This window comes from Sphingomonas sp. BAUL-RG-20F-R05-02, from assembly GCF_022662305.1.
Lineage (GTDB): Bacteria > Pseudomonadota > Alphaproteobacteria > Sphingomonadales > Sphingomonadaceae > Sphingomonas.
In genome coordinates, this window is the sequence record NZ_JAKNQH010000008.1 from 60897 (window position 1) to 79485 (window position 18589).

General features: G+C 60.9%; 18 protein-coding genes and 1 pseudogene. 9 read left to right on the forward strand and 10 right to left on the reverse strand.

From position 1 onward, the window contains the following. Positions 1–81: 81 nt before the first annotated feature. A complete protein-coding gene (pgi, locus tag L8F97_RS16125; RefSeq protein ID WP_242152526.1) occupies positions 82–1572 on the forward strand; it encodes a glucose-6-phosphate isomerase in 1491 nt (496 codons plus the stop codon). Between the two features lie 456 nt (positions 1573–2028). After that, positions 2029–3378 (forward strand): glutathione-disulfide reductase, encoded by a 1350-nt coding sequence (gorA, locus tag L8F97_RS16130; RefSeq protein ID WP_242152528.1) that lies wholly within the window; start codon positions 2029–2031, stop codon positions 3376–3378. Positions 3379–3397: 19 nt separating this feature from the next. On the opposite strand, the gene mce is transcribed toward gorA, so the two are convergent. Together mce and L8F97_RS16140 are read right to left on the reverse strand one after the other, a co-directional pair. Beyond that, positions 3398–3817 (reverse strand): methylmalonyl-CoA epimerase, encoded by a 420-nt coding sequence (gene mce / locus L8F97_RS16135; protein WP_242152835.1) that lies wholly within the window; start codon positions 3815–3817, stop codon positions 3398–3400. Positions 3818–3821: 4 nt separating this feature from the next. Continuing rightward, complete coding sequence (locus L8F97_RS16140) at positions 3822–4361, reverse strand: hypothetical protein (RefSeq protein WP_242152531.1); 540 nt, start codon at positions 4359–4361, stop codon at positions 3822–3824. 147 nt (positions 4362–4508) lie between these two features. Here L8F97_RS16140 and acs point away from each other — a divergent pair, with 147 nt between their 5' ends. Continuing rightward, entirely contained in the window at positions 4509–6449 is a 1941-nt protein-coding gene (acs, locus tag L8F97_RS16145; protein ID WP_242152534.1) for an acetate--CoA ligase, read from the forward strand. A gap of 72 nt (positions 6450–6521) precedes the next feature. Then, the gene (locus L8F97_RS16150; RefSeq protein WP_242152537.1) at positions 6522–8555 is read left to right on the forward strand and encodes a M13 family metallopeptidase; all 2034 of its coding nucleotides are present in this window, start codon (positions 6522–6524) and stop codon (positions 8553–8555) included. A 58-nt stretch (positions 8556–8613) separates the two neighbouring features. Here the strand turns inward: L8F97_RS16150 and L8F97_RS16155 are convergent, their stop codons facing one another. Together L8F97_RS16155 and L8F97_RS16160 are read right to left on the reverse strand one after the other, a co-directional pair. Next, positions 8614–9174, reverse strand: coding sequence for a hypothetical protein (locus tag L8F97_RS16155; RefSeq protein WP_242152540.1), 561 nt, complete (start codon positions 9172–9174; stop codon positions 8614–8616). Between the two features lie 122 nt (positions 9175–9296). Then, positions 9297–9614, reverse strand: a pseudogene (locus L8F97_RS16160) (DNA-protecting protein DprA); the annotation flags it as partial. A gap of 34 nt (positions 9615–9648) precedes the next feature. Between L8F97_RS16160 and L8F97_RS16165 the strand changes: the two are divergent. Next, complete coding sequence (locus L8F97_RS16165; RefSeq protein ID WP_242152543.1) at positions 9649–11427, forward strand: recombinase family protein; 1779 nt, start codon at positions 9649–9651, stop codon at positions 11425–11427. 84 nt (positions 11428–11511) lie between these two features. Here the strand turns inward: L8F97_RS16165 and L8F97_RS16170 are convergent, their stop codons facing one another. After that, positions 11512–11703 (reverse strand): hypothetical protein, encoded by a 192-nt coding sequence (locus L8F97_RS16170; RefSeq protein WP_242152546.1) that lies wholly within the window; start codon positions 11701–11703, stop codon positions 11512–11514. 160 nt (positions 11704–11863) lie between these two features. On the opposite strand from L8F97_RS16170, the gene L8F97_RS16175 reads away from it, so the two are divergent. Next, positions 11864–12223, forward strand: coding sequence for a DUF2958 domain-containing protein (locus tag L8F97_RS16175; protein ID WP_242152548.1), 360 nt, complete (start codon positions 11864–11866; stop codon positions 12221–12223). A gap of 114 nt (positions 12224–12337) precedes the next feature. Here L8F97_RS16175 and L8F97_RS16180 read toward each other — a convergent pair whose 3' ends face one another. The 4 genes from L8F97_RS16180 to L8F97_RS16195 all read right to left on the reverse strand — a co-directional run bounded on the left by L8F97_RS16180 (position 12338) and on the right by L8F97_RS16195 (position 14711). Next, positions 12338–12661, reverse strand: coding sequence for a hypothetical protein (locus L8F97_RS16180; protein WP_242152551.1), 324 nt, complete (start codon positions 12659–12661; stop codon positions 12338–12340). 14 nt (positions 12662–12675) lie between these two features. Further along, positions 12676–13152 carry a hypothetical protein gene (locus L8F97_RS16185; RefSeq protein WP_242152554.1) on the reverse strand — a complete coding sequence of 159 codons (477 nt, stop codon included), beginning with the start codon at positions 13150–13152 and terminating at the stop codon, positions 12676–12678. Positions 13153–13263: 111 nt separating this feature from the next. Next, complete coding sequence (locus L8F97_RS16190) at positions 13264–13686, reverse strand: hypothetical protein (protein ID WP_242152556.1); 423 nt, start codon at positions 13684–13686, stop codon at positions 13264–13266. Between the two features lie 101 nt (positions 13687–13787). After that, positions 13788–14711 carry an STM4504/CBY_0614 family protein gene (locus tag L8F97_RS16195; RefSeq protein ID WP_242152559.1) on the reverse strand — a complete coding sequence of 308 codons (924 nt, stop codon included), beginning with the start codon at positions 14709–14711 and terminating at the stop codon, positions 13788–13790. Positions 14712–14767: 56 nt separating this feature from the next. Here L8F97_RS16195 and L8F97_RS16200 point away from each other — a divergent pair, with 56 nt between their 5' ends. The 3 genes from L8F97_RS16200 to L8F97_RS16210 all read left to right on the forward strand — a co-directional run bounded on the left by L8F97_RS16200 (position 14768) and on the right by L8F97_RS16210 (position 17345). Further along, positions 14768–15280: a hypothetical protein gene (locus tag L8F97_RS16200; protein WP_242152562.1), complete on the forward strand. Its 513-nt coding sequence runs from the start codon at positions 14768–14770 to the stop codon at positions 15278–15280. A gap of 345 nt (positions 15281–15625) precedes the next feature. Beyond that, positions 15626–16162 (forward strand): recombinase family protein, encoded by a 537-nt coding sequence (locus L8F97_RS16205; protein WP_242152565.1) that lies wholly within the window; start codon positions 15626–15628, stop codon positions 16160–16162. A 154-nt stretch (positions 16163–16316) separates the two neighbouring features. Further along, the gene (locus L8F97_RS16210) at positions 16317–17345 is read left to right on the forward strand and encodes a J domain-containing protein (RefSeq protein WP_242152570.1); all 1029 of its coding nucleotides are present in this window, start codon (positions 16317–16319) and stop codon (positions 17343–17345) included. A gap of 52 nt (positions 17346–17397) precedes the next feature. Here the strand turns inward: L8F97_RS16210 and L8F97_RS16215 are convergent, their stop codons facing one another. After that, positions 17398–18528: a RelA/SpoT domain-containing protein gene (locus L8F97_RS16215; RefSeq protein ID WP_242152573.1), complete on the reverse strand. Its 1131-nt coding sequence runs from the start codon at positions 18526–18528 to the stop codon at positions 17398–17400. Positions 18529–18589 lie beyond the last annotated feature (61 nt).

Consider the following 18589-nt stretch of genomic DNA (forward strand, 5'->3'; position numbering starts at 1 on the left):
CCCCTCGTCAAGCTGGTGGTTGTAATGTGGCGCGGCTAGGACGATCTGACCATCCCGTCCTAAACCATTTCCGAGGTGCCCATGCCCGCCGACTGGACCGCGATCGAACAGCTCCCTGCAACCAAGCTCACCGAGCTTTTCGCCGCCGATGCCGGGCGGCTCGGCAGCCTCAGCCTCGACGTTGCCGGCATCCACTTCGACTGGTCGAAGACGCACCTCACCAAGGATGCGGTTGCCGCGTTCGAGGCGCTGGCGAAAGCGCAGGATCTGGCCGGCAAGCGCGAGGCGCTGTTCGCGGGCAAGGTCATCAACACCACCGAAGGCCGTTCGGTCACGCACGTCGCCGAACGCGGCGAGGGCGCGGAGGAGGACGTCGCCAAGGCGCAGGCGCTGCACGCCCGCATGCGCGCGCTGATCGACGCGATCGATGCCGAGGCGCTCGGCCCGATCGCGCATATCCTCCACGTCGGCATCGGCGGGTCGGCGCTCGGCCCCGATCTGCTGGTCGACGCGCTCGGTCGCGAATCGGGCCGCTACGACGTGGCGATCGTCTCCAACGTTGACGGTTCGGCGCTGGAGGAGGTGTTCGCCAAGTTCGATCCGACCGCGACGCTGCTGGTGGTCGCCTCCAAGACCTTCACCACCAAGGAAACCATGCTCAACGCCGAAAGCGTGCTGCAATGGATGGCCGAGGGCGGTGTCGAGGACGTCTACGGTCGCGTCGTCGCGCTGACCGCCTCGCCGGACAAAGCGGTCGAATGGGGCGTGGACGAAACGCGCGTGCTGCCGTTCGCCGACTCGGTTGGCGGGCGCTACTCGCTATGGTCGTCGATCGGTTTCCCGGCCGCGCTCGCGCTCGGCTGGGACGAGTTCGCAGACCTGCTGGAAGGCGCGGCCGAGATGGACCGTCACTTCAAGCAGACCGCGCTTGGCCAGAATGCGCCCGCGCTCGCCGCCTTCGCCGACCTCTACTACGCGCAGGTCCGTCACTGTGAGACGCGCGCCACGTTCGCCTATGACGAGCGACTGCGGTTGTTGCCGTCGTACCTCCAGCAGCTCGAGATGGAATCGAACGGCAAGGGCGTGACCATCGACGGCCAGCCGCTCACCCGGCCGAGCGCGCCGATCACCTGGGGCGGCGTCGGCACCGACGCGCAGCATGCGGTGTTCCAGTTGCTCCACCAGGGCACGCACCTCGTGCCGGTCGAGTTCGTCGCGGTGATCGAGCCGGGCGATACGCTGTCCGAGGATCACCACCGCCAGTTGCTGCTCAATGCGTTTGCGCAGGGTGCCGCGCTGATGGCGGGGCGCGACAATGCCGACAAGGCGCGCGCCTATTCAGGCGACCGGCCGTCGTCGACGATCCTGCTCGACACGCTCGATGCACGCACGCTCGGCGCGCTGATCGCCTTCTACGAACACCGCACGTTCGTCAGCGGCGTGCTGATCGGCATCAACTCGTTCGATCAGTTCGGCGTGGAGCTGGGCAAGGAAATGGCCAAGGCGGCGGACGCGGGCGGCCAGGAGTTCGATGTCTCCACAACCGACCTCATCAAACGCGCATTCGGATGATCCGGTAGGCGGCGGGCTCACCCGGGTCCGCCGCCTCCTCCTGAACAATGCGTGGCAACACCGGCGCCGCGTGACGCCGGCTTATGCGCCCTGTGGAACCGGCGCGCTGGTGCCGCCGCTGGTGCGGTGCGCGACCCGCATGTCATCGGTGAAGATCAGCCCGCTATTGATCCGCCAGTCGCCGATCAGCGGATTGCTGGGATCGGGAACGGTCAGATATCCGGGTTAGGGCGTCTCTTGCGGGGTGTCCCGTGACAGCCGGCAAGCACCAGCAGACCTCACAGAACAAGAGGTGGCGTATCGACCTGATTCTGCCGACCCTTGCAGCGCTGCGGGGCGCTCCCCAACTTCCGAACATGCGGGCCGTCCGGCCCTCAGCCAAGCGCTTCCATGCAGCAAAGCCGCATTGCGACAAATGCGCTTTCATGGGGTTCGTGCGCGGTCTAGGAGCGCTGGATGAGCGATAGTTACGATTATGATCTGTTCGTCATCGGCGCCGGTTCCGGCGGCACCCGTGCCTCGCGCGTCGCCGCAGCCTATGGCGCCAAGGTCGCTGTGGCGGAGGAATACCGCGTCGGCGGCACCTGCGTCATCCGCGGCTGCGTACCGAAAAAGCTGCTGATCTACGGCGCGCATTTTGCCGAGGATTTGGCGGACGCACGCCGGTTCGGCTGGAACGTGCCGAGCTGCGATTTCGACTGGAAGGTGCTGACCGACAACGTCTTCGAGGAGATCGACCGGATCAACGGTGCGTACACCTCGACGCTGACCAACAACGGCGTGACGATCATCAACGATCGCGCGGTCGTAACCGGCCCCAACAGCCTGCGCCTAGGTGACGGGCGCGAGGTGACCGCGGCGCGCATTCTGGTCGCCACCGGTGCGACGCCTTCCGTGCCGAAGTGCCCAGGCCACGAACTCGGCATCACCTCAAACGAGGCGTTCCACCTCGAAGCCATCCCGAAGCGGATCGTCATTGCCGGTGCCGGTTATATCGCCAATGAATTCGCCGGCATCTTCCACCAGTTCGGCGCGCACGTCACGCTCATCAACCGGACCGACGTCATTTTGCGCGGTTATGACGAGCAGATCCGCGATCGGCTGCTCCAGATTTCGATGATGAAGGGGATCGACTTCCGTTTCCACGCCGATTTCCGTGGCATCGAGAAGCAGGCCGACGGCAGCCTGCTGGTGTCGATGACCGGCCACGACCCGATCGAGACCGATTGCGTGATGTTCGCGACCGGCCGCGACCCCAACACCGAAGGTCTAGGGCTGGAGAGCGCCGGCATCACGGTCGATGCCAAGGGCGCTATCCCGGTCGACGATAGCGGACAGACCGCGTGTGCGAGCATCTACGCGATTGGCGACGTCACCAATCGCGTACAGCTCACACCCGTGGCGATCCGTGAGGGGCAGGCGTTCGCCGACACGCTGTACGGCGGGAAGCCGACGCGGGTCGATTACGACAACATCCCCTCGGCGGTGTTCAGCCATCCCCCGATCGCAAGCGTCGGGCTTACCGAGGGGCAGGCCAAGAACAAGTTCGGCGCGGTAAAGGTCTACGCGTCGGATTTTCGGCCGATGAAGAACGTACTCGCCGGCCGCAACGAGCGCGCGCTGTACAAGATGGTGTGCGATAGCGTGACCGGGCGGATCCTCGGCCTGCACATGATCGGTCCCGACGCGCCGGAAATCCTGCAGGCGGCGGCGGTGGCGGTCAAGGCCGGCCTGACCAAGCAGGCATTCGACGACACGATCGCGCTGCACCCGACGATGGCGGAAGAACTGGTGCTGCTACGATAGCCAGCCCGCCGGCCGGGCGTCAGTGCGCCCCGGCCGGCGTCTCCATGATCTCGGTCAGGACGCCGCCCATATCCTTGGGGTGGAGGAAGAACACCGGCGTACCGTGCGCACCGATGCGCGGCTCCCCGAGCAGGCGAACACCCCGACCCTCGAACCACGCCTTGGCAGCGGCGATGTCGGGCACTTCGTAGCAGACGTGGTGCTGCCCGCCGGCCGGGTTCTTGGCGAGAAAGCCGTGGATCGGCGATGCGTCGCCGAGCGGCTCGATCAATTCGATCTGGGTGTTGGGGGTGTCCACGAAGCAAACCTTGACGCCCTGCGCAGGCAAATCGAACGGTTCGCCGATGCGGGTGGCGCCCAATAGGTCGCGGTACAACGCCACCGATGTCGCGATCGAGGGCGTCGCTACCCCGATGTGATTAAGCCGGCCGAGCTTCATCGCCTCAATTTCCCGCATCATCGGTCTTGGGTGCCGGAACGGGCGGCGGCGGCGGTGCTGGCATCTGGCCGAACACTTGCCCGCATGCCTCCACCGTCTGGCGGATCGGCGCCTCGCTGCCCGGCCCGGTGAATACCGCGTCGACGGGAGCGTTGGCGGGGTCGATCGCGCGAATTTTGATGGTGTGGGCGTGCGCGATCGCAACCGTCAGCGTGGTGACGACACCGTCCTGCGCGGTGAAGGCGCCCCCGCCGGGGAACTCCCAGTTGGTGCCGAGCGCCGGGCCGTTATCGGCCGTCAGCGTCACCGGTCGCGGTGTCGCCCTGGCGAAGCCACCCTTGGGGATGAACTGCACCGATACGTTGTTGATGTTGCCCGCCGCCCGATCGCACCGCACCACCAGCCGTGCGCCGCCATCGGCGGTGCGGACCGACACCGACGTCGAGCCGAGGTGCGTCGCGGGATCGATCTTGGCAATCGTGGTCCAGCCGGGCGCGGCAGCGGCGGGCACCGCGGCCGCCTGGAGCAGCAACATCAGGATCATCTTCGCTCTTTCCTCCGGCGATGGTCGCACACGCTGGGCCAAAGCCTAGCCGCGAGACAAGCGGCGCGCAAATAGCGGCAATTCGAACGCGCCGCCACCTTGCCACGTCCCCGCCTGACCGGGCAAAGAGCCTGTCAGGAGACCGGCATGTCAGAACAGACCCTCTACCCCGTGCCCGAGGAATGGGCGAAGCGCGCGCGTGTCGATGCGGCGGGCTACGAACGGCTTTACGGGCGCTCGCTCGCCGATCCGGGCAGCTTCTGGCTGGAGCAGGCGCGGCGGCTGGACTGGATCAAGCGGCCCGAGATCGCCGGCGACTGGTCGTTCGACGAAAAGGACTTCCGCATCCAGTGGTTCGCGGACGGCAAACTGAACGTCGCCGCCAATTGCATCGACCGGCATCTGGCGAAGCGCGGCGATCAGACCGCGCTGATCTGGGAACCGGACGATCCCAACGCCGAGCCGCGCCGCTTCACCTATGCCGAACTCCACGCCGAGGTGTGCCGCTTCGCCAACGTGCTCAAGGCGCAGGGGGTGGCCAAAGGCGACCGCGTGACGGTGTATCTGCCGATGATCCCCGAGGCCGCGTTCGCGCTGCTCGCCTGTGCGCGGATCGGCGCGATCCATTCGGTGGTGTTCGGCGGCTTCTCGCCCGAGGCGCTCGCGGGGCGGATCACAGATTGCGACAGCCGGATCGTCATCACCGCCGACGAGGGCCGGCGCGGTGGCAAGACCGTGCCGCTTAAGGCTAACGTCGATGCGTGTGCGCCGAATGCGCCGGCGCTGGAAACGGTGATCGTCGTGCGCTCGACCGGTGGCGCTGTGACGATGCAGAATGGCCGCGACGTATGGTATCATGAGGCGGCGGCGAGCGTCTCCGCCACCTGCCCGCCCGAGCCGATGGGCGCGGAAGATCCGCTGTTCCTGCTCTACACCTCCGGCTCGACCGGCAAGCCCAAGGGCGTGCTGCATTCCTCGGGCGGCTATCTCTTGTGGGCGAGCCTGACGCACGAACTCGCCTTCGATTACCGCGCGGGCGACGTGTGGTGGTGCGCCGCCGATATCGGCTGGGTGACCGGACACAGCTATATCCTCTACGGCCCGCTCGCCAACGGCGCGACGACGCTGATGTACGAAGGGCTGCCCAACTGGCCCGACGCGAGCCGGATCTGGCAGGTGTGCGACCGGCATCATGTGCAGGCGCTCTACACCGCCCCCACCGCCTTGCGCGCGCTGATGAAGGAGGGCGACCAATACGTCACCAAGACCAGCCGCAAATCGCTCAAGCTGCTCGGCACGGTCGGCGAGCCGATCAATCCGGAGGCATGGCGCTGGTATCACGATGTCGTCGGTGAGGGCCGCTGCCCGATCATCGACACTTGGTGGCAGACCGAGACCGGCGGCCACATGATCGCCCCCCTGCCCGGTGCGACCGCCTTGAAGCCCGGTTCCGCCACCACGCCGATGCCGGGGGTAGACCCGCAGATCGTCGATGCCGAGGGGCAGGTCCTGAACGGCGCGGCCGAGGGCAACCTCGTTATCGCGCGGAGCTGGCCGGGGCAGATGCGGACCTTGTGGGGCGATCACGAGCGGTTCTTCCAGACGTACTTCACCACCTATCGTGGCAAATACACTACGGGTGACGGCGCGCGCCGCGATGAAGACGGCTATTACTGGATCACCGGGCGGGTTGATGATGTCATCAACGTGTCGGGTCACCGCATGGGCACCGCCGAGGTGGAAAGCGCGCTGGTACTGCACCCGCAGGTGGCGGAGGCGGCGGTCGTCGGCATGCCGCACGACATCAAGGGGCAAGGCATCTACGCCTATGTGACGCTGAACGCGGGCGCGGAAGCGTCCGACGACCTGCGCCGCGATCTGGTGAAATGGGTGCGCGGCGAGATCGGGCCGATCGCCACGCCCGACAAGCTGCAGTTCGCGCCCGGCCTGCCCAAGACGCGCAGCGGCAAGATCATGCGCCGCATCCTGCGCAAGATTGCGGAGGGCGACGTGTCCGCGCTCGGCGATACCTCGACGCTCGCCGATCCGGCGGTGGTGGACGATCTGGTGGCGAACCGCGTGGCGTAGCCGCGCGGGGGGATTGCGGAGCGGCGAGCGTACCGTTACGCTTTGACAATACACTGTTTGTTGGGGGACTTCATGCGCTTATCGATCCTGCTCCGCTGCTCGGCGGCGGTTGCGCTCGCCGTTGCCGTTCCGATCGTCGCGGCGCCCGTCGCCAAGACCGTCTACGGCGATTTCGGGGTAGATCTCGCCGCGCGTGACACGGCAGTAAAGCCGGGCGACGACTTCTGGGCCTATGCCAACGGCAACTGGGACAAGGCGACGCCGATCCCCGCCGACAAGGCTTCCACCGGGCCGTTCGTGCTGCTGCGCGACAATGCCGAGGCAAATGTCCGCACCATCCTCGACGACATGGCAAAGGATCCGGCGAAGTACGGCGCAACCGGCCAGCAGGTCGGCGATTTCTACGCAAGCTGGATGGACGTGCCCGCTATCGAGGCAAAGGGCGCCGCGCCGCTGAAACCCTATCTCGCCAAGATCGCGGCGGCGAAGGACCGCACCGCGCTCCAGACGCTGTTCGCAAGCGTCGGCTATGCGACGCCGGTCGAGATCGGCATGATGCCCGGCCTTGCCGATCCGACGCACTACACCGCCGTCGCAGGGCAAGGCGGGCTGGGCATGCCGCGCGACAATTACCTGCTGCCGGGCGAGAAGTACGACGCGTTCCGCAAGGCGTACCGCGCGTACATCCAGCAGATGCTGACGATGGGCGGCATCGCCGACGCCAGCGCCAAGGCGGATGCGATCTTCGCGCTCGAGACCGCGATGGCGAAGGACCAGTGGTCTCCGGCTGAAAGCCGCGACATCGCCAAGCTGAACGACCCCGAAGATATCGCCGGCCTCACCGCCAAGGCGCCCGAGTTCGACTGGCCGCTGCTGGTCAAGACCGCCGGGTTGGAAGCATCGCCCAAGGTGCTGATGACCCAGAACACCGCGATCGCGGCGATGGGCAAGCTGTTCGCCGCCACCCCGGTATCGACGTGGCAGGATTACCTCGCCTTCCACTTCATCAGCGATCACGCGACCTACCTCACCAAGGCGTTCGACGACGCGCATTTTGCCTTCTACAGCCAGACGCTGTTCGGTGTGCCCTCGCAGCGCGAGCGTTGGCGGCGCGGCATCGCCATCACCAATGGTGCGCTCGGCGAGGCGGTGGGGCAACTCTACGTCCAGCGCTTCTACCCGCCCGCCGCCGAGCGCCAGATGAACGAGCTGATCGAGAACCTGCGCGCCTCGTATCAGGAGCGGATCTCCAAGGCGCCCTGGATGGACGAGCCGACCCGCAAGGCGGCGCTTGCCAAGCTCGCCGCGTTCGAGCCGCGCATCGGCCACCCGACCAAATATATCGATTATTCCAGCTTCAAGGTGGTCCGCGGCGATCTGCTCGGCAACGTGATGCGGTCGGGCGAGTTCGAGCATCAGTTGGAGCTGTCGCGCTTTCCGAAGCCGGTCGATCGCAGCTTGTGGGGCATGACCCCGCAGACGGTGAACGCCTATTACAGCCCGCTCGCCAACCAGATCACCTTCCCCGCGGCGATCCTGCAACCGCCGTTTTTCGACCCCAATGCCGATCCGGCGGTGAATTACGGCGCGATCGGCGCGGTGATCGGCCACGAAATGGGCCACGGCTTCGACGATCAGGGCGCGGGGTTCGGTCCTACCGGCAAGTTCGAAAACTGGTGGACGCCGACCGCCAAGGCGCAGTTCGAGAAGCGCACCGCTGCGCTCGCCGGCCAGTATGATGCGTACGAACCGGTGCCCGGCACACACATCCAGGGCAAGCTGACGCTGGGCGAGAATATCGGCGATCTCGGCGGGATCGAGGCGGCATACGGCGCGTACCAGCGCTATCTCGCCAAGCACGGTGCGACAGGCAAGATCGATGGCTTGACCAGCGACCAGCGCTTCTTCCTCGCGTTCGCGCAGGCGTGGCGCGGCAAGACGCGGCCGGATGCGCAGCGTCAGGCGCTGCTCACCGATCCGCATAGCCCGGTGTATTTCCGCACCAACGGCGTCGTCCGCAACGTCGATGCATGGTACACCGCGTTCAACGTCAAGCCCGGCGACAAGCTGTACCTGCCGCCCGCGCAGCGCGTTCACATTTGGTGACACTCGCGTCGGGGGGCGGCGAATCTCACCGCCCCTTGGCGAACGAGTCGAAGGAGCCTTACCCAGCCGCCCTGGCCAGAGTGTAGGCGTAGCGTGCGCGCTGCTCCGAGCCCTTCGGGTACTGGCGCAGCTGGTGCAGTTGCTCGCCGGTCAGCGTGAAGCGCCGGTACCCGTGCGACACGAGGCAATAATCCAGTACCGCCTGTAGCTGGTCGACGACGTCGTGGTATGCGGCAACGCGAAACATCTGCGTGTAGGTCGAGTTGCGGTACAGCACGCGGTCCGGCGCCACCACGTTCATCGCCGCCTGATAGCCGGCGGCGCCTCGGTAGTCGGCGCCGCCCGGGCCGGTGGTGTGTTGCAGGCCCTGCACCAGCCCGGCCAGTTGCGCACCGTTGAGCGCGGCCAGCGCGTGCGCCGTTCCCGGCTTCATGCTCACCTCCAGGCCATAGGTCTGGTTTGCGCACGTCAGCGCATCATGCTGATAGTCGGCAAACGACACGCCGGGTTTGGTCCAGCTGACATTGTCGGGCTTGCGCTTGGCCTCGGCGGGGCGCGCCGTGATGGTCACGGCGGTGACGAGCAGGGCACCGGCTACAAGCAGACGAACCAATGGCATCGCATGTCGCTCCAACTATGCCCGCGCAGGTTCAGACTTCCGGCGCGAGCCGTTTCGCAGAGGGTATATCAGGCTAAAACGCCGCCGATGCGGTATCGTTCAACCGCGGGTATTGCACCGCCTTAGCCGATCAGGCTGACCCGCCCGCCGGCGTGCCGTTCCAGCCGCGCCGCCAGTTCCAGCTCCAGCAGCACCGTCTGGACAACCATCGGCGCCGCGCCGGACTGGCGGATCAGTTCGTCGACGGCGACCGGCACCGGGCCGAGCAGCCCGGAGATGCGATCGCGTTCGGCCGCGCTGGCATCCTGCGGCGGCGGTCCCGCGAAACGCGCGATCGGTGAACGCACCCGCCGCGCGTCGATCGGACGGATCGCCTCGATGATATCGGCGGCGGACTGGATCAGCGTCGCACCTTCGCGGATCCAGCAAATACGGTTGCACCACGGGTTCGCAGACGCTTTATGCTGCCCAGCTATGACCCTTCCTGCCTTCATTTACGCCCGATACAGCGCTGCCGAACAGGGGCGCGGCACCTCACTAGTGCGCCAGTTCGAGAAGGGTCGAGATTACGCGCAGCTTAAGGGCTGGCTTGTCGATCCAGACCGGGAAATATCCGACAAAGGACGTTCCGCATTCCACGGCGCAAACAGGTCCGAGGGTGGAGCGCTTTACGAATTCGAGCGGCAGGTTGAGAAAGGCTTCTACCGGAACGGCGCGGTGTTCGTTTGTGAGCACTTCGACCGCATCAGTCGAATGGGCTGGGAAGAGGTTCACGCCTTTCTAAAGCTATGCGTCAGCAACGGTGTCAGCGTCGCGACGATAGAGGGCGACCGTTACTATCCTGCCGGTCAGCGCATCGACGGCGGCACCATCATGGAATTGGTGTTCAAAGCGGAGGGCGCGCGCGAGGAGAGCGACAAAAAGAGCAAGCGCGGTCTCTACAATTGGTCGAAGAAGGTAGAGGCCATCCAGAACGGCGATAGCGCAGCCAAAATCGGCTTGGCACCCGGTTGGATGGATCGCGACCCGAAGACCAACGAGCCGGTGCTAAACGACCATCGCACGAAAGTCCTCCGCGAGATATTCGACCTCTATATCGACGGACACGGCTTGCCCTCGATCGTGCAGGTATTGAACGACCGCAAGGAGCCAAGCTGGTCCATTGGCGGACGTGCAAAGGGCAATGGTTGGAATACTGCCTACCTGCACAAGCTGCTCACCAACCGCGCCGTGCTTGGTGAATACGTACCGATGTCGCGCACGCATGGCGGGATTGTGGAAACAGCAAAGGGCCTTCGTGTCGCAAATCACTATCCGCAGGCCATACCTGCTGAGGTGTTTGAAAAGGTCGAGGCGGTACGAAAGCTGCGTCGGTTTAGCGGTGGACCAGCCGAGGCAAACGTCAGCAATCTATTCTCAGGGTCCGCCTTCTGCACTTGCGGCGCGCCCATGTATTTTCAAAGCCAACAGAAGGCGGGACGGTCCACCAACCATAAAAGTCGGATCGACGGCCGCAAACTCACCTACACTAGTGGGGTCAATCGCAGCTACCTCAAGTGCAACAATAACCGTCGCAAGCATAAATGCGGCAACGGCATCAATTTCCGCTACGAGCACTTGGAACCGGCCATCTTGGATGCGGTACTCGCTGTGGCGATTGACGATAAGAAATTCGCCATACCCGACCAGATAGCCGCCCTTAGTGCGAACATAGCTGAGTTGGAGCGGATGATCGAAAACAAGCGCCACAATCTAACGTCGATTGTCGATGCGCTCGCGGAGCAGTTCATCAAAGCGCTGGCCGTCAAAGCAGCGCAGATTGAAGCCGAGATTGACGAGGACGAGATCAAGCTACGTGAGATGCGCGACGACTATGCGCGTCAACGTGGTGGTGCAAACCCGATTGAACATCTGGCCCGAGTGCTTGAGGTCAAGGAGAGCATCAACAGTGAGGATAAGCATGCGCGATACAGCGCGAGGGTCCGGGTCAAGCAGGCGCTCTCGTTCCTCACTCGATCAGTCTTTGACGCCGATGGCGCGGTAACGGTCATGCTCCAGAACGGCCTCATGGCTTGGCGCTTCGATCGCAACGGCAACCAAATCGCTGCGCCAGTGGACTTGCGCAACCGCTTGGACCTTCATCGCGGCCTACCGGGCAATCCGCAGATGATTGCAGACGTGCGCAACCGTATGGAGCAGCCAGATCGACCAAAAGTCGATCCATCCGAGCAGAAATGGAAATACGGCGGCTGAGAGCGTCTGTGAGGACCAGACAGGAAGAGCGCACCCAGCAAGCGCGCTCCTCGTGTGTGGCTCCCTGTGGCCCCTGCTAGGGCGTCAGTGGCGCGGTAACTCGACTACGTTGTCCTCGTGGCCGACCTCAATGCGGAAGTGCGTGTTGTAGCGCTCGCAGTAGCAGCGCACGCCTTCGATCGTCACCGCAAACTGATCGTCTTCGTACTTTGCATCATAATCGAAGTTGTTGATTGCGAAGTCTGCGATTGCGTTCAACTCGATCTGCGTAAGCATGTGTCGGCTCCTTGTGTCCGACACTCGATCAATACTCTCCTATTCAGAAGAGCAACCAGAAAATCACCTACTCGCCATTCTTCTATTCGGACCACCTTTCCATTTGCTCTGTCACCAGAATGACGCTTGATACCTTTGTGGCACAAAAAGGAGTAGCCACATGGAATGGAAAGCAATGCTCGGCCCGGTAGCGCTGGAGCAGCTACAGGCAAATCATCGGGAGCAAGAACCGCTCAAAGGCACCAAGCGTAAGATCGACTTCCTGCCTGTCTGCAAACTATTTTTGCTGTGGGCGAGCGCGACGTGGTTGGTCACGGAACTTGACGAGGACGGCTTAGCGTTCGGGCTGGCCGACATTGGTCATGGTACACCAGAACTCGGCTACTTCTCGCTCGATGAGATATGGGAGGTAGTTGGGCCGGGTGGTCTGCGCGTGGAGCGCGACATACACTGGCAGGCCAAAAAGCCCCTAAGCCAGTATGCAACCGAAAGCCGTCGATCGGGGTACATCAAGGCATAGCGCCTGAATAAATAGAAACGGCAGGACATTATTTACCCTGCGGTTTCTCCTTGCAATACGGTTGGGAGCCGGTGGTTTGGTCATTTCCACCGGCGTACACTTCGGCGAAAAGCGTTAGAAAGGACCTTGTTTGCGCAACGCTGCTTTTCGCTTGGCTTGCTCCAACTCTCGCGCCCGGGTGGCGAGCCTCAGCTTCTCCTCATGCTTTTTATTATTTTCGACAATGCCGTAGATCACTGCGACTGGGATAATAGCACAACAAATCCACATAAGAACATCGCCACTATCGTAGCCAGTAACTGAGCCAAGCGCAGCCACGCCAACGGTGACGGCTATGATCCCGACTATCGTGCCAAGGATAATTCCCACGATGCCGATAAATCGCGAAGCACCTAGCATGAGGATAGCGGCGATGACGAGCAGTAGGAATACGATCATCGCACGACCCTTCTTTAAGCGTTCGCGGCTTCCTTGGCGGCGCGCTGGCGCTCGGCGCGAGCCTGTGCGGCCTTCTTCATGTTGGCCTTGGCCTCGTCGCTGACCGGCCCACGCTTGCCACCTGCCTTGGAGATATGCACCTGTGCATCGCCGTTGCCGTGGTTCTTCAACTCGGCATCAAACTCGCCAGCATCCACGGCGGCTTTGAACGCCTTCATGAAATCACCAAAGCGCTCCTCGGGAAAATGGTTGGTCGCAACGCCGTTGATGTCAAAGGTCTCGCCCTTCAGCTTCACCGTCAAGGCAACCACACCGTTGCTGGCCTTCCACCAACGGCCCGGCGCTTTGGTGCTGCCGTTCTCGAATTGCTTGGTAGCCTGCTCAATGCCCTTGAGCAGCGGCGCGCGGAGTTGTTCCGGCTTGGCTTCCTTGCGGTTAAACGTCTCCGACAGCTTATTGTCGATGAGGCTTACGAGATCTTTGAGCGCCATGTTGCTTCTCCACTAGTAGTGGAGCGATAGGTGCTGCCGATAAGCAGGATGTCAAGCGCAGACGCAAAAACGGGAGGCCGAAGCCTCCCGCTGGGTAGTGTTGGTAGAGGGTTACTCGGTTGGCGTTTCCTCCGGCTTGCTGGCTTTCTTGGCAGCGCGCGTGGTTCGCATTTTGTCCTTGCGTGCTTCCATAGCGCCGGTTGCAGCGTTCAACTGCTCGTCCAGCTTGCCCGCTGCGATCTCCTTCGCAAAGTAGTCCAATGCGGCTTCGAAGTCCTTTGTTTCCACGGCCAGCTTGGTTTCTTCGCCAGACAGTTTGAGAGGCTTGTTGGCTACGCGAATGGTGAACGCGGTGTGGGAAGCACCGCTGGTAAACCAGCGCCGACCTTCCACCCTGGGGTCTTTGAAAAGCGCGAGTTGCTTCTTGATCCCGTCGAGCACAACCGCCTTTGCAGTGCGTTGACTCTGCGCGCTGTCTGCGAACTCCGCGACGGTGTGTGCGGGCTTGAGGTTCTTGGGGTCGAAAGCAGCCATCGTATTCACTCCGATCTTGTAGCGCTCGATTGCCCTACCCCAGTCGTATGTGTTCGCCTGACAAACAGAGCAACCGAAAGGCGACATTTTGTAATATCAGTTCATGCGAATCCAGCCTGCTCCGTCAAGAACATGATGGCCGCCGCCGTTTGGTTTAGTTGATAAGCCGCCAATTGCTTCTCTACTATACGGGGAACCGAACCTGCGCCGTGGCCACCCTCTTTGTTCCTGACGGTGGCCACCCCCATCAGCATCATACGAAGGCCCTTCATCTGCTCCTGCATCCAAGAGGGAATAAGCTCGTGATCGTAAAGTGCTTTGATCAAGGCAGAGGCATTTGAATTCACGTCAACATCTGTCCAGTCTTTTTGAGCGGCTATCACTTTGATCACGCTCTCAAAAGCTTTTCCACAATCGGCGATGCAATCATCGTAATTGCGCTGCTTGAACTCCTCAAAGGCATCGCGGAATTCAGAATTTGCCGCTTCGAAAATAGGGGATGCCAAAATAGCAAGTGCCGGGACAACCACCTCTTGGTAAGCGAACTGTGACGTCACCTCGATCAGTTGGCCATCCTGATATTGAAACCCAAACCCATCCTCCATCATCCATGCGTTAATTGTGTCAATTATAGTAATTATTGCCGGCGTTGTCCTCGTTCCGAATGAACGCACGTTCACATAGTCGACAGCTTGCGCTCTTTCTAGCGCTAGCGAACATGCCGCCTCCAGCGCAGTTAATCTAAGATCGTGCTCAAGCTCAGTTGTGTTTGGTCGCTCATCAAACCACCAAGACATAAACTCGCCTCCCAAGTCATGACCTTTCGCAAGCGCAAGCACTCCCGCTTGCTCCCTCATGAAAACAACGAGATCACCCATAATTTGTTTGTCGTAGGCGAAGGTAGCATTTAGACTTAAGATATTTTGAAAGAGCTGTGTGAGCAGTTTGCGTCCAAACGGCTCGGTTCGGAATACGGGGGCAGCGCCGTTGTTTTTTCTTAATTGTTTCCGGCGAGCATAAGTCATCGGCAAAGCCATAATCAACGGAGCCCTTTTCAATACCCGAATGCGTAAATAGCCGTATGGCGCAGAACAAACAAAAGCAACTAGATGGGGACACGGCAAAGAGCATCGCACAGATCGCACGCAGGGACCGTGAACTTGCGACGATCGCGGAGATCGCGGACAGCAACCTCAATCCAAAAGATCATTGGCGCTCGGTTTTGCCAGAGCATATAGAAGCGATCAAAACGCGCCTTCTTGGAGGCGACACGCTGCGGAGGACGTGCCGCGCGCTTGGCCTTGATCCAGCAAGCGTCACGCGAAACCTGCATGAGAACCCCGAGTTGCTCGCGCAGTATCTGGATTGGAAGGCGTTCGGCACGCACGCGCTTTACGAGAACCTGCTAGAATTGCCTTTCGATCCGACTATGAGCGATGCCGACAAGCTGCTCTATTACAAGGTCGTGTCTAATTACGCTCCAAAGATGAACCGTCAGGTGTATGGTGACAAGGTGCAGGTTGATGTCGTGGAGCACAAGCCGGTTATCCTCGATTGGAACATCATTGAGGGTGATGGCGGGGACGGCGTTTAAGTAAGAGAGATTTCATTTGCCCTCAAGGTAGAGCGAACATAAACGACGACTACGGGTCGCAAACCGTTGAAAGCCCCGGCAGGAATACTGCCGGGGCTTTCTTGTATCTCCGGCGCATCATAGTCACAGACACCCGCAGAACCCTCAGGAACGCCAGCAAGCCCCACTTATGGAGTTGGGTAGCGCTAAGCAGGATAGACCCTCACAGACGCTCTACGAGCCAGCCCCGTAAGAACAGGGATTACTCTGCCGTGATGTAACAGCAGACCCACAAAAGCCGTAACAGCAGGCTTGCTCTTCTGACAATGTGACAACAGAGCATGAGGGTCTAGAGGAGATTGTTACATGCTTGTCGGCTATGCCCGCGTGTCCACAACAGACCAGAGCCTAAATATACAGATAGCCTCACTAATCGCGGCTGGATGCGAGAAGGTCTTTAGTGAGAAGCTATCTGGGACGACGAGCAACAGGCCGCAACTCCAGACGGCGATGGAGTTCGTGCGGGAAGGCGATGTGCTGCTCGTAATGCGGCTCGATCGCTTTGCGCGTAGCAATCGCGATCTCCACAACATGCTCCATCAGCTTGTAGCGAAGGGCGTTGGCTTCCGCTGCATCGAACAGGCGGGCATCGACACGACAACTAGCCTCGGCAAGCTGATGCTTGGCGTGCTTGGTAGTGTGGCAGAGTTTGAAACTGATCTCCGCAGAGAGCGTCAGCGAGAGGGCATCGACGCCGCTAAGGCCAAGGGAGCCTACAAGGGCGGGAAGGCCCGCATTGACCCTGCTAGGGTGCGTGCGATGCTATCTGAGGGGATGAGACCGGGAGAGGTTGCGAAGGCACTCGGATGCAGCCGCATGACGGTTCACCGGGCGTCGGCCTAATCAAGAGCAAGGGGTATATACCCCTGCCTCCTTTTCAGGCGCTGGGTGTGTGCTCACAGATATTTCTCCACTCTGAGAAACCACCGCCGCGCAGATATTTTTTGCCACCTTTCTAAAACCTCGCAGCAAGAATATCCTGCCATGCGGGGGAACCATGACGAAATCACCTGACTATTACGCTGTTCTCGGCGTTAGCGCCGCCTCTGATGAAGTGGTTATACGCGCGGCGTTCAAGGCGCTGATGCTCAAATATCATCCTGACACGAACAGAAGCCCGGACGCTACGGCTCGCGCCGCTGCAATCAACGAGGCGTTCAGCGTTCTGGGCGATCCAGAACGTCGTGCGGCTTACGACGCCTCACGTCGCGAGCGCTCCGCACCGCCAGCCTCGCCTCCGCCACCACCAGACAAGCCGGCGTCTGGCGCAGCCGCTAACTCCGAAGTGCCGAAGGTAGCAGCAAAAGCCGGTTGGGGCAGTCGCATCGTTGGGATGATAGCGGTCGTCCTTGTCGGAGGAGTCGTTCGCGTAGCCATTCAGAGCATTAACAGCGGATACCATTCACCTGCTTTGGCGAGCACCGCCGCCGCTGGAGAACCGGAAATGACGGACACGCTATCCGATAACATCGATGTTGCGGCAGACCGAATGGATGCAATGGCTGACGCTACTCAGCCAGCCGGATTTGGCGGGAACACTCAGGCCCTTTCGTCGCCGCCATCTGGAACGGAGACGTTCACCTTACAACCGCCGACAAGCATAGACTTCAATGTGATCGAGGGCGCGGGCAATACCTTCGCAAAGGTGCTCAGTCGCGGCGGAATTGCCGGAGCGCGGGCTTGGAGCCAAGAATGTCATAGCAAGTTGGCCAAGGCCCCTAGCTGGCCGGGCGCTGATCGCTGCGCTGCTTTTGATTACGCTGCTCGGTACATGGACCTGAGTTTCGTTCAGGCCGCAGGTACGAGGGCCGACCCATATTTCGCCTTCGAGGCCGAAAACCAAGGTGACAACTACAAGGCTGTTGGCGGTCAGTATTACATCGCTGGCGAACGTCTTCAGCATATCCGCTCTGCCGTCGAACCAGTCACTTATGAAGCCGTCATGGCCGGAATTCGTCAGCGCGAAAATAGCAATGCGCCTGATCCCGGGATTGACACCACAACAAACGATGCAGCGACGAACTAAACGAGAGGCTGCATTACGACTATTTTCCTACTCCAAGGTAGGCCGGTCTTTTTCAGCTTACGTCACGATCCTGATTATCTATCAGGCGCTCGAGAAGCATCAGCGATGCGGCCTCATCAGCATCCTTTTTTTCACGACTTTCCATTCGTACTGGGATCAAATCGTTATCCAGGACGATCAGTGCGTACTCCATGTATCCAATAAAGTCGGTCGCATCGGTGAAATAATTGCGGAATGCGTTTCGCACATCTTGCCGATTTCCCCTTACAAGCACGATGTCTTTCCGGTTGTCCTTGTTGTCATCTTCCAATTCGAACAGATCAACGATCGCCTCGGCAGCATCCTTATAAGTCCGCACCTCAAGAGGTGATCCCTCGGAGAATATGAGGATGATATTGTTTCGGTTTCCTTTCATACCGATGTTGGATTTCTCCAATTCTCGGAGCATGTCCATGAAGTTCAATTCGTGATCGTGAGCAGTAAAGAGGGCTACCAACTCTTCATTCGCGAGGTGCTCTAGAGGCCCATATCGACCCTCAAACACTCGTGCGATCATTTCACTGGCACACGCCAAAATGTCTTCGTAGCGGCGATCGCCCGACTTGAACTTCGGATTACTGCCCGTCACAAGCCCAACAATCTCTACGCACGTTGCCCACGCATGTTGATAGATCGTTCGATACTGCAACTCGATCTGAAGACCTTTATAGCTTGCCCCGCGATTGCTGTTTACATCATACTTGTAAACGTCGTGGATACCCCTGTAGCCATCACCCTTTGGTGACTTAATATAGTCGTACTTGTTCGGGTCATTTCTAAGTTCGTGCTTGAAGCGCGCCTTCTGAAACTGCTCCCGGAATTGGTACAACTCCGCAATTGTGGGAAAAATAAGCCGGCAACCCGCTACGTCATCCATTCGATGAAGTCGCATCCCCGGCAGGCGACGCAATTTGCCAAAGATCGTGCTTCGCCGCTTATGCCGCTGGGCTACGACGATATTCTTGTTGCGTGTTCTAGTCCGCAACACGGCTTGGAAGCTGTTTAGCACATGACGATGCGCCGCGCGCCATCGTTCGATGACCGTATAGTCTTCGGCAGAAGCCGTACCCTCTCTGACAGCGTTACCCGCTCGGCTTACACGCTCTCTAGAGCCGCCAGGGAAAGTCTCGACAGGTAAGGCCATAAAGAGACGTTAAGGCGTAGAACTAAGGAAATCAAACCACAAATCCAAATACGAAGTCGTA

What these genes read in the sequence shown, in the direction of transcription:
- pgi (WP_242152526.1), top strand. Translation starts at nt 82, where the DNA reads ATGCCCGCCGACTGGACCGCGATCGAACAGCTCCCTGCAACCAAGCTC.
- gorA (WP_242152528.1), top strand. Translation starts at nt 2,029, where the DNA reads ATGAGCGATAGTTACGATTATGATCTGTTCGTCATCGGCGCCGGTTCC.
- mce (WP_242152835.1), bottom strand. Translation starts at nt 3,817, where the DNA reads ATGAAGCTCGGCCGGCTTAATCACATCGGGGTAGCGACGCCCTCGATC.
- L8F97_RS16140 (WP_242152531.1), bottom strand. Translation starts at nt 4,361, where the DNA reads ATGATCCTGATGTTGCTGCTCCAGGCGGCCGCGGTGCCCGCCGCTGCC.
- acs (WP_242152534.1), top strand. Translation starts at nt 4,509, where the DNA reads ATGTCAGAACAGACCCTCTACCCCGTGCCCGAGGAATGGGCGAAGCGC.
- L8F97_RS16150 (WP_242152537.1), top strand. Translation starts at nt 6,522, where the DNA reads ATGCGCTTATCGATCCTGCTCCGCTGCTCGGCGGCGGTTGCGCTCGCC.
- L8F97_RS16155 (WP_242152540.1), bottom strand. Translation starts at nt 9,174, where the DNA reads ATGCCATTGGTTCGTCTGCTTGTAGCCGGTGCCCTGCTCGTCACCGCC.
- L8F97_RS16165 (WP_242152543.1), top strand. Translation starts at nt 9,649, where the DNA reads ATGACCCTTCCTGCCTTCATTTACGCCCGATACAGCGCTGCCGAACAG.
- L8F97_RS16170 (WP_242152546.1), bottom strand. Translation starts at nt 11,703, where the DNA reads ATGCTTACGCAGATCGAGTTGAACGCAATCGCAGACTTCGCAATCAAC.
- L8F97_RS16175 (WP_242152548.1), top strand. Translation starts at nt 11,864, where the DNA reads ATGGAATGGAAAGCAATGCTCGGCCCGGTAGCGCTGGAGCAGCTACAG.
- L8F97_RS16180 (WP_242152551.1), bottom strand. Translation starts at nt 12,661, where the DNA reads ATGATCGTATTCCTACTGCTCGTCATCGCCGCTATCCTCATGCTAGGT.
- L8F97_RS16185 (WP_242152554.1), bottom strand. Translation starts at nt 13,152, where the DNA reads ATGGCGCTCAAAGATCTCGTAAGCCTCATCGACAATAAGCTGTCGGAG.
- L8F97_RS16190 (WP_242152556.1), bottom strand. Translation starts at nt 13,686, where the DNA reads ATGGCTGCTTTCGACCCCAAGAACCTCAAGCCCGCACACACCGTCGCG.
- L8F97_RS16195 (WP_242152559.1), bottom strand. Translation starts at nt 14,711, where the DNA reads ATGACTTATGCTCGCCGGAAACAATTAAGAAAAAACAACGGCGCTGCC.
- L8F97_RS16200 (WP_242152562.1), top strand. Translation starts at nt 14,768, where the DNA reads ATGGCGCAGAACAAACAAAAGCAACTAGATGGGGACACGGCAAAGAGC.
- L8F97_RS16205 (WP_242152565.1), top strand. Translation starts at nt 15,626, where the DNA reads ATGCTTGTCGGCTATGCCCGCGTGTCCACAACAGACCAGAGCCTAAAT.
- L8F97_RS16210 (WP_242152570.1), top strand. Translation starts at nt 16,317, where the DNA reads ATGACGAAATCACCTGACTATTACGCTGTTCTCGGCGTTAGCGCCGCC.
- L8F97_RS16215 (WP_242152573.1), bottom strand. Translation starts at nt 18,528, where the DNA reads ATGGCCTTACCTGTCGAGACTTTCCCTGGCGGCTCTAGAGAGCGTGTA.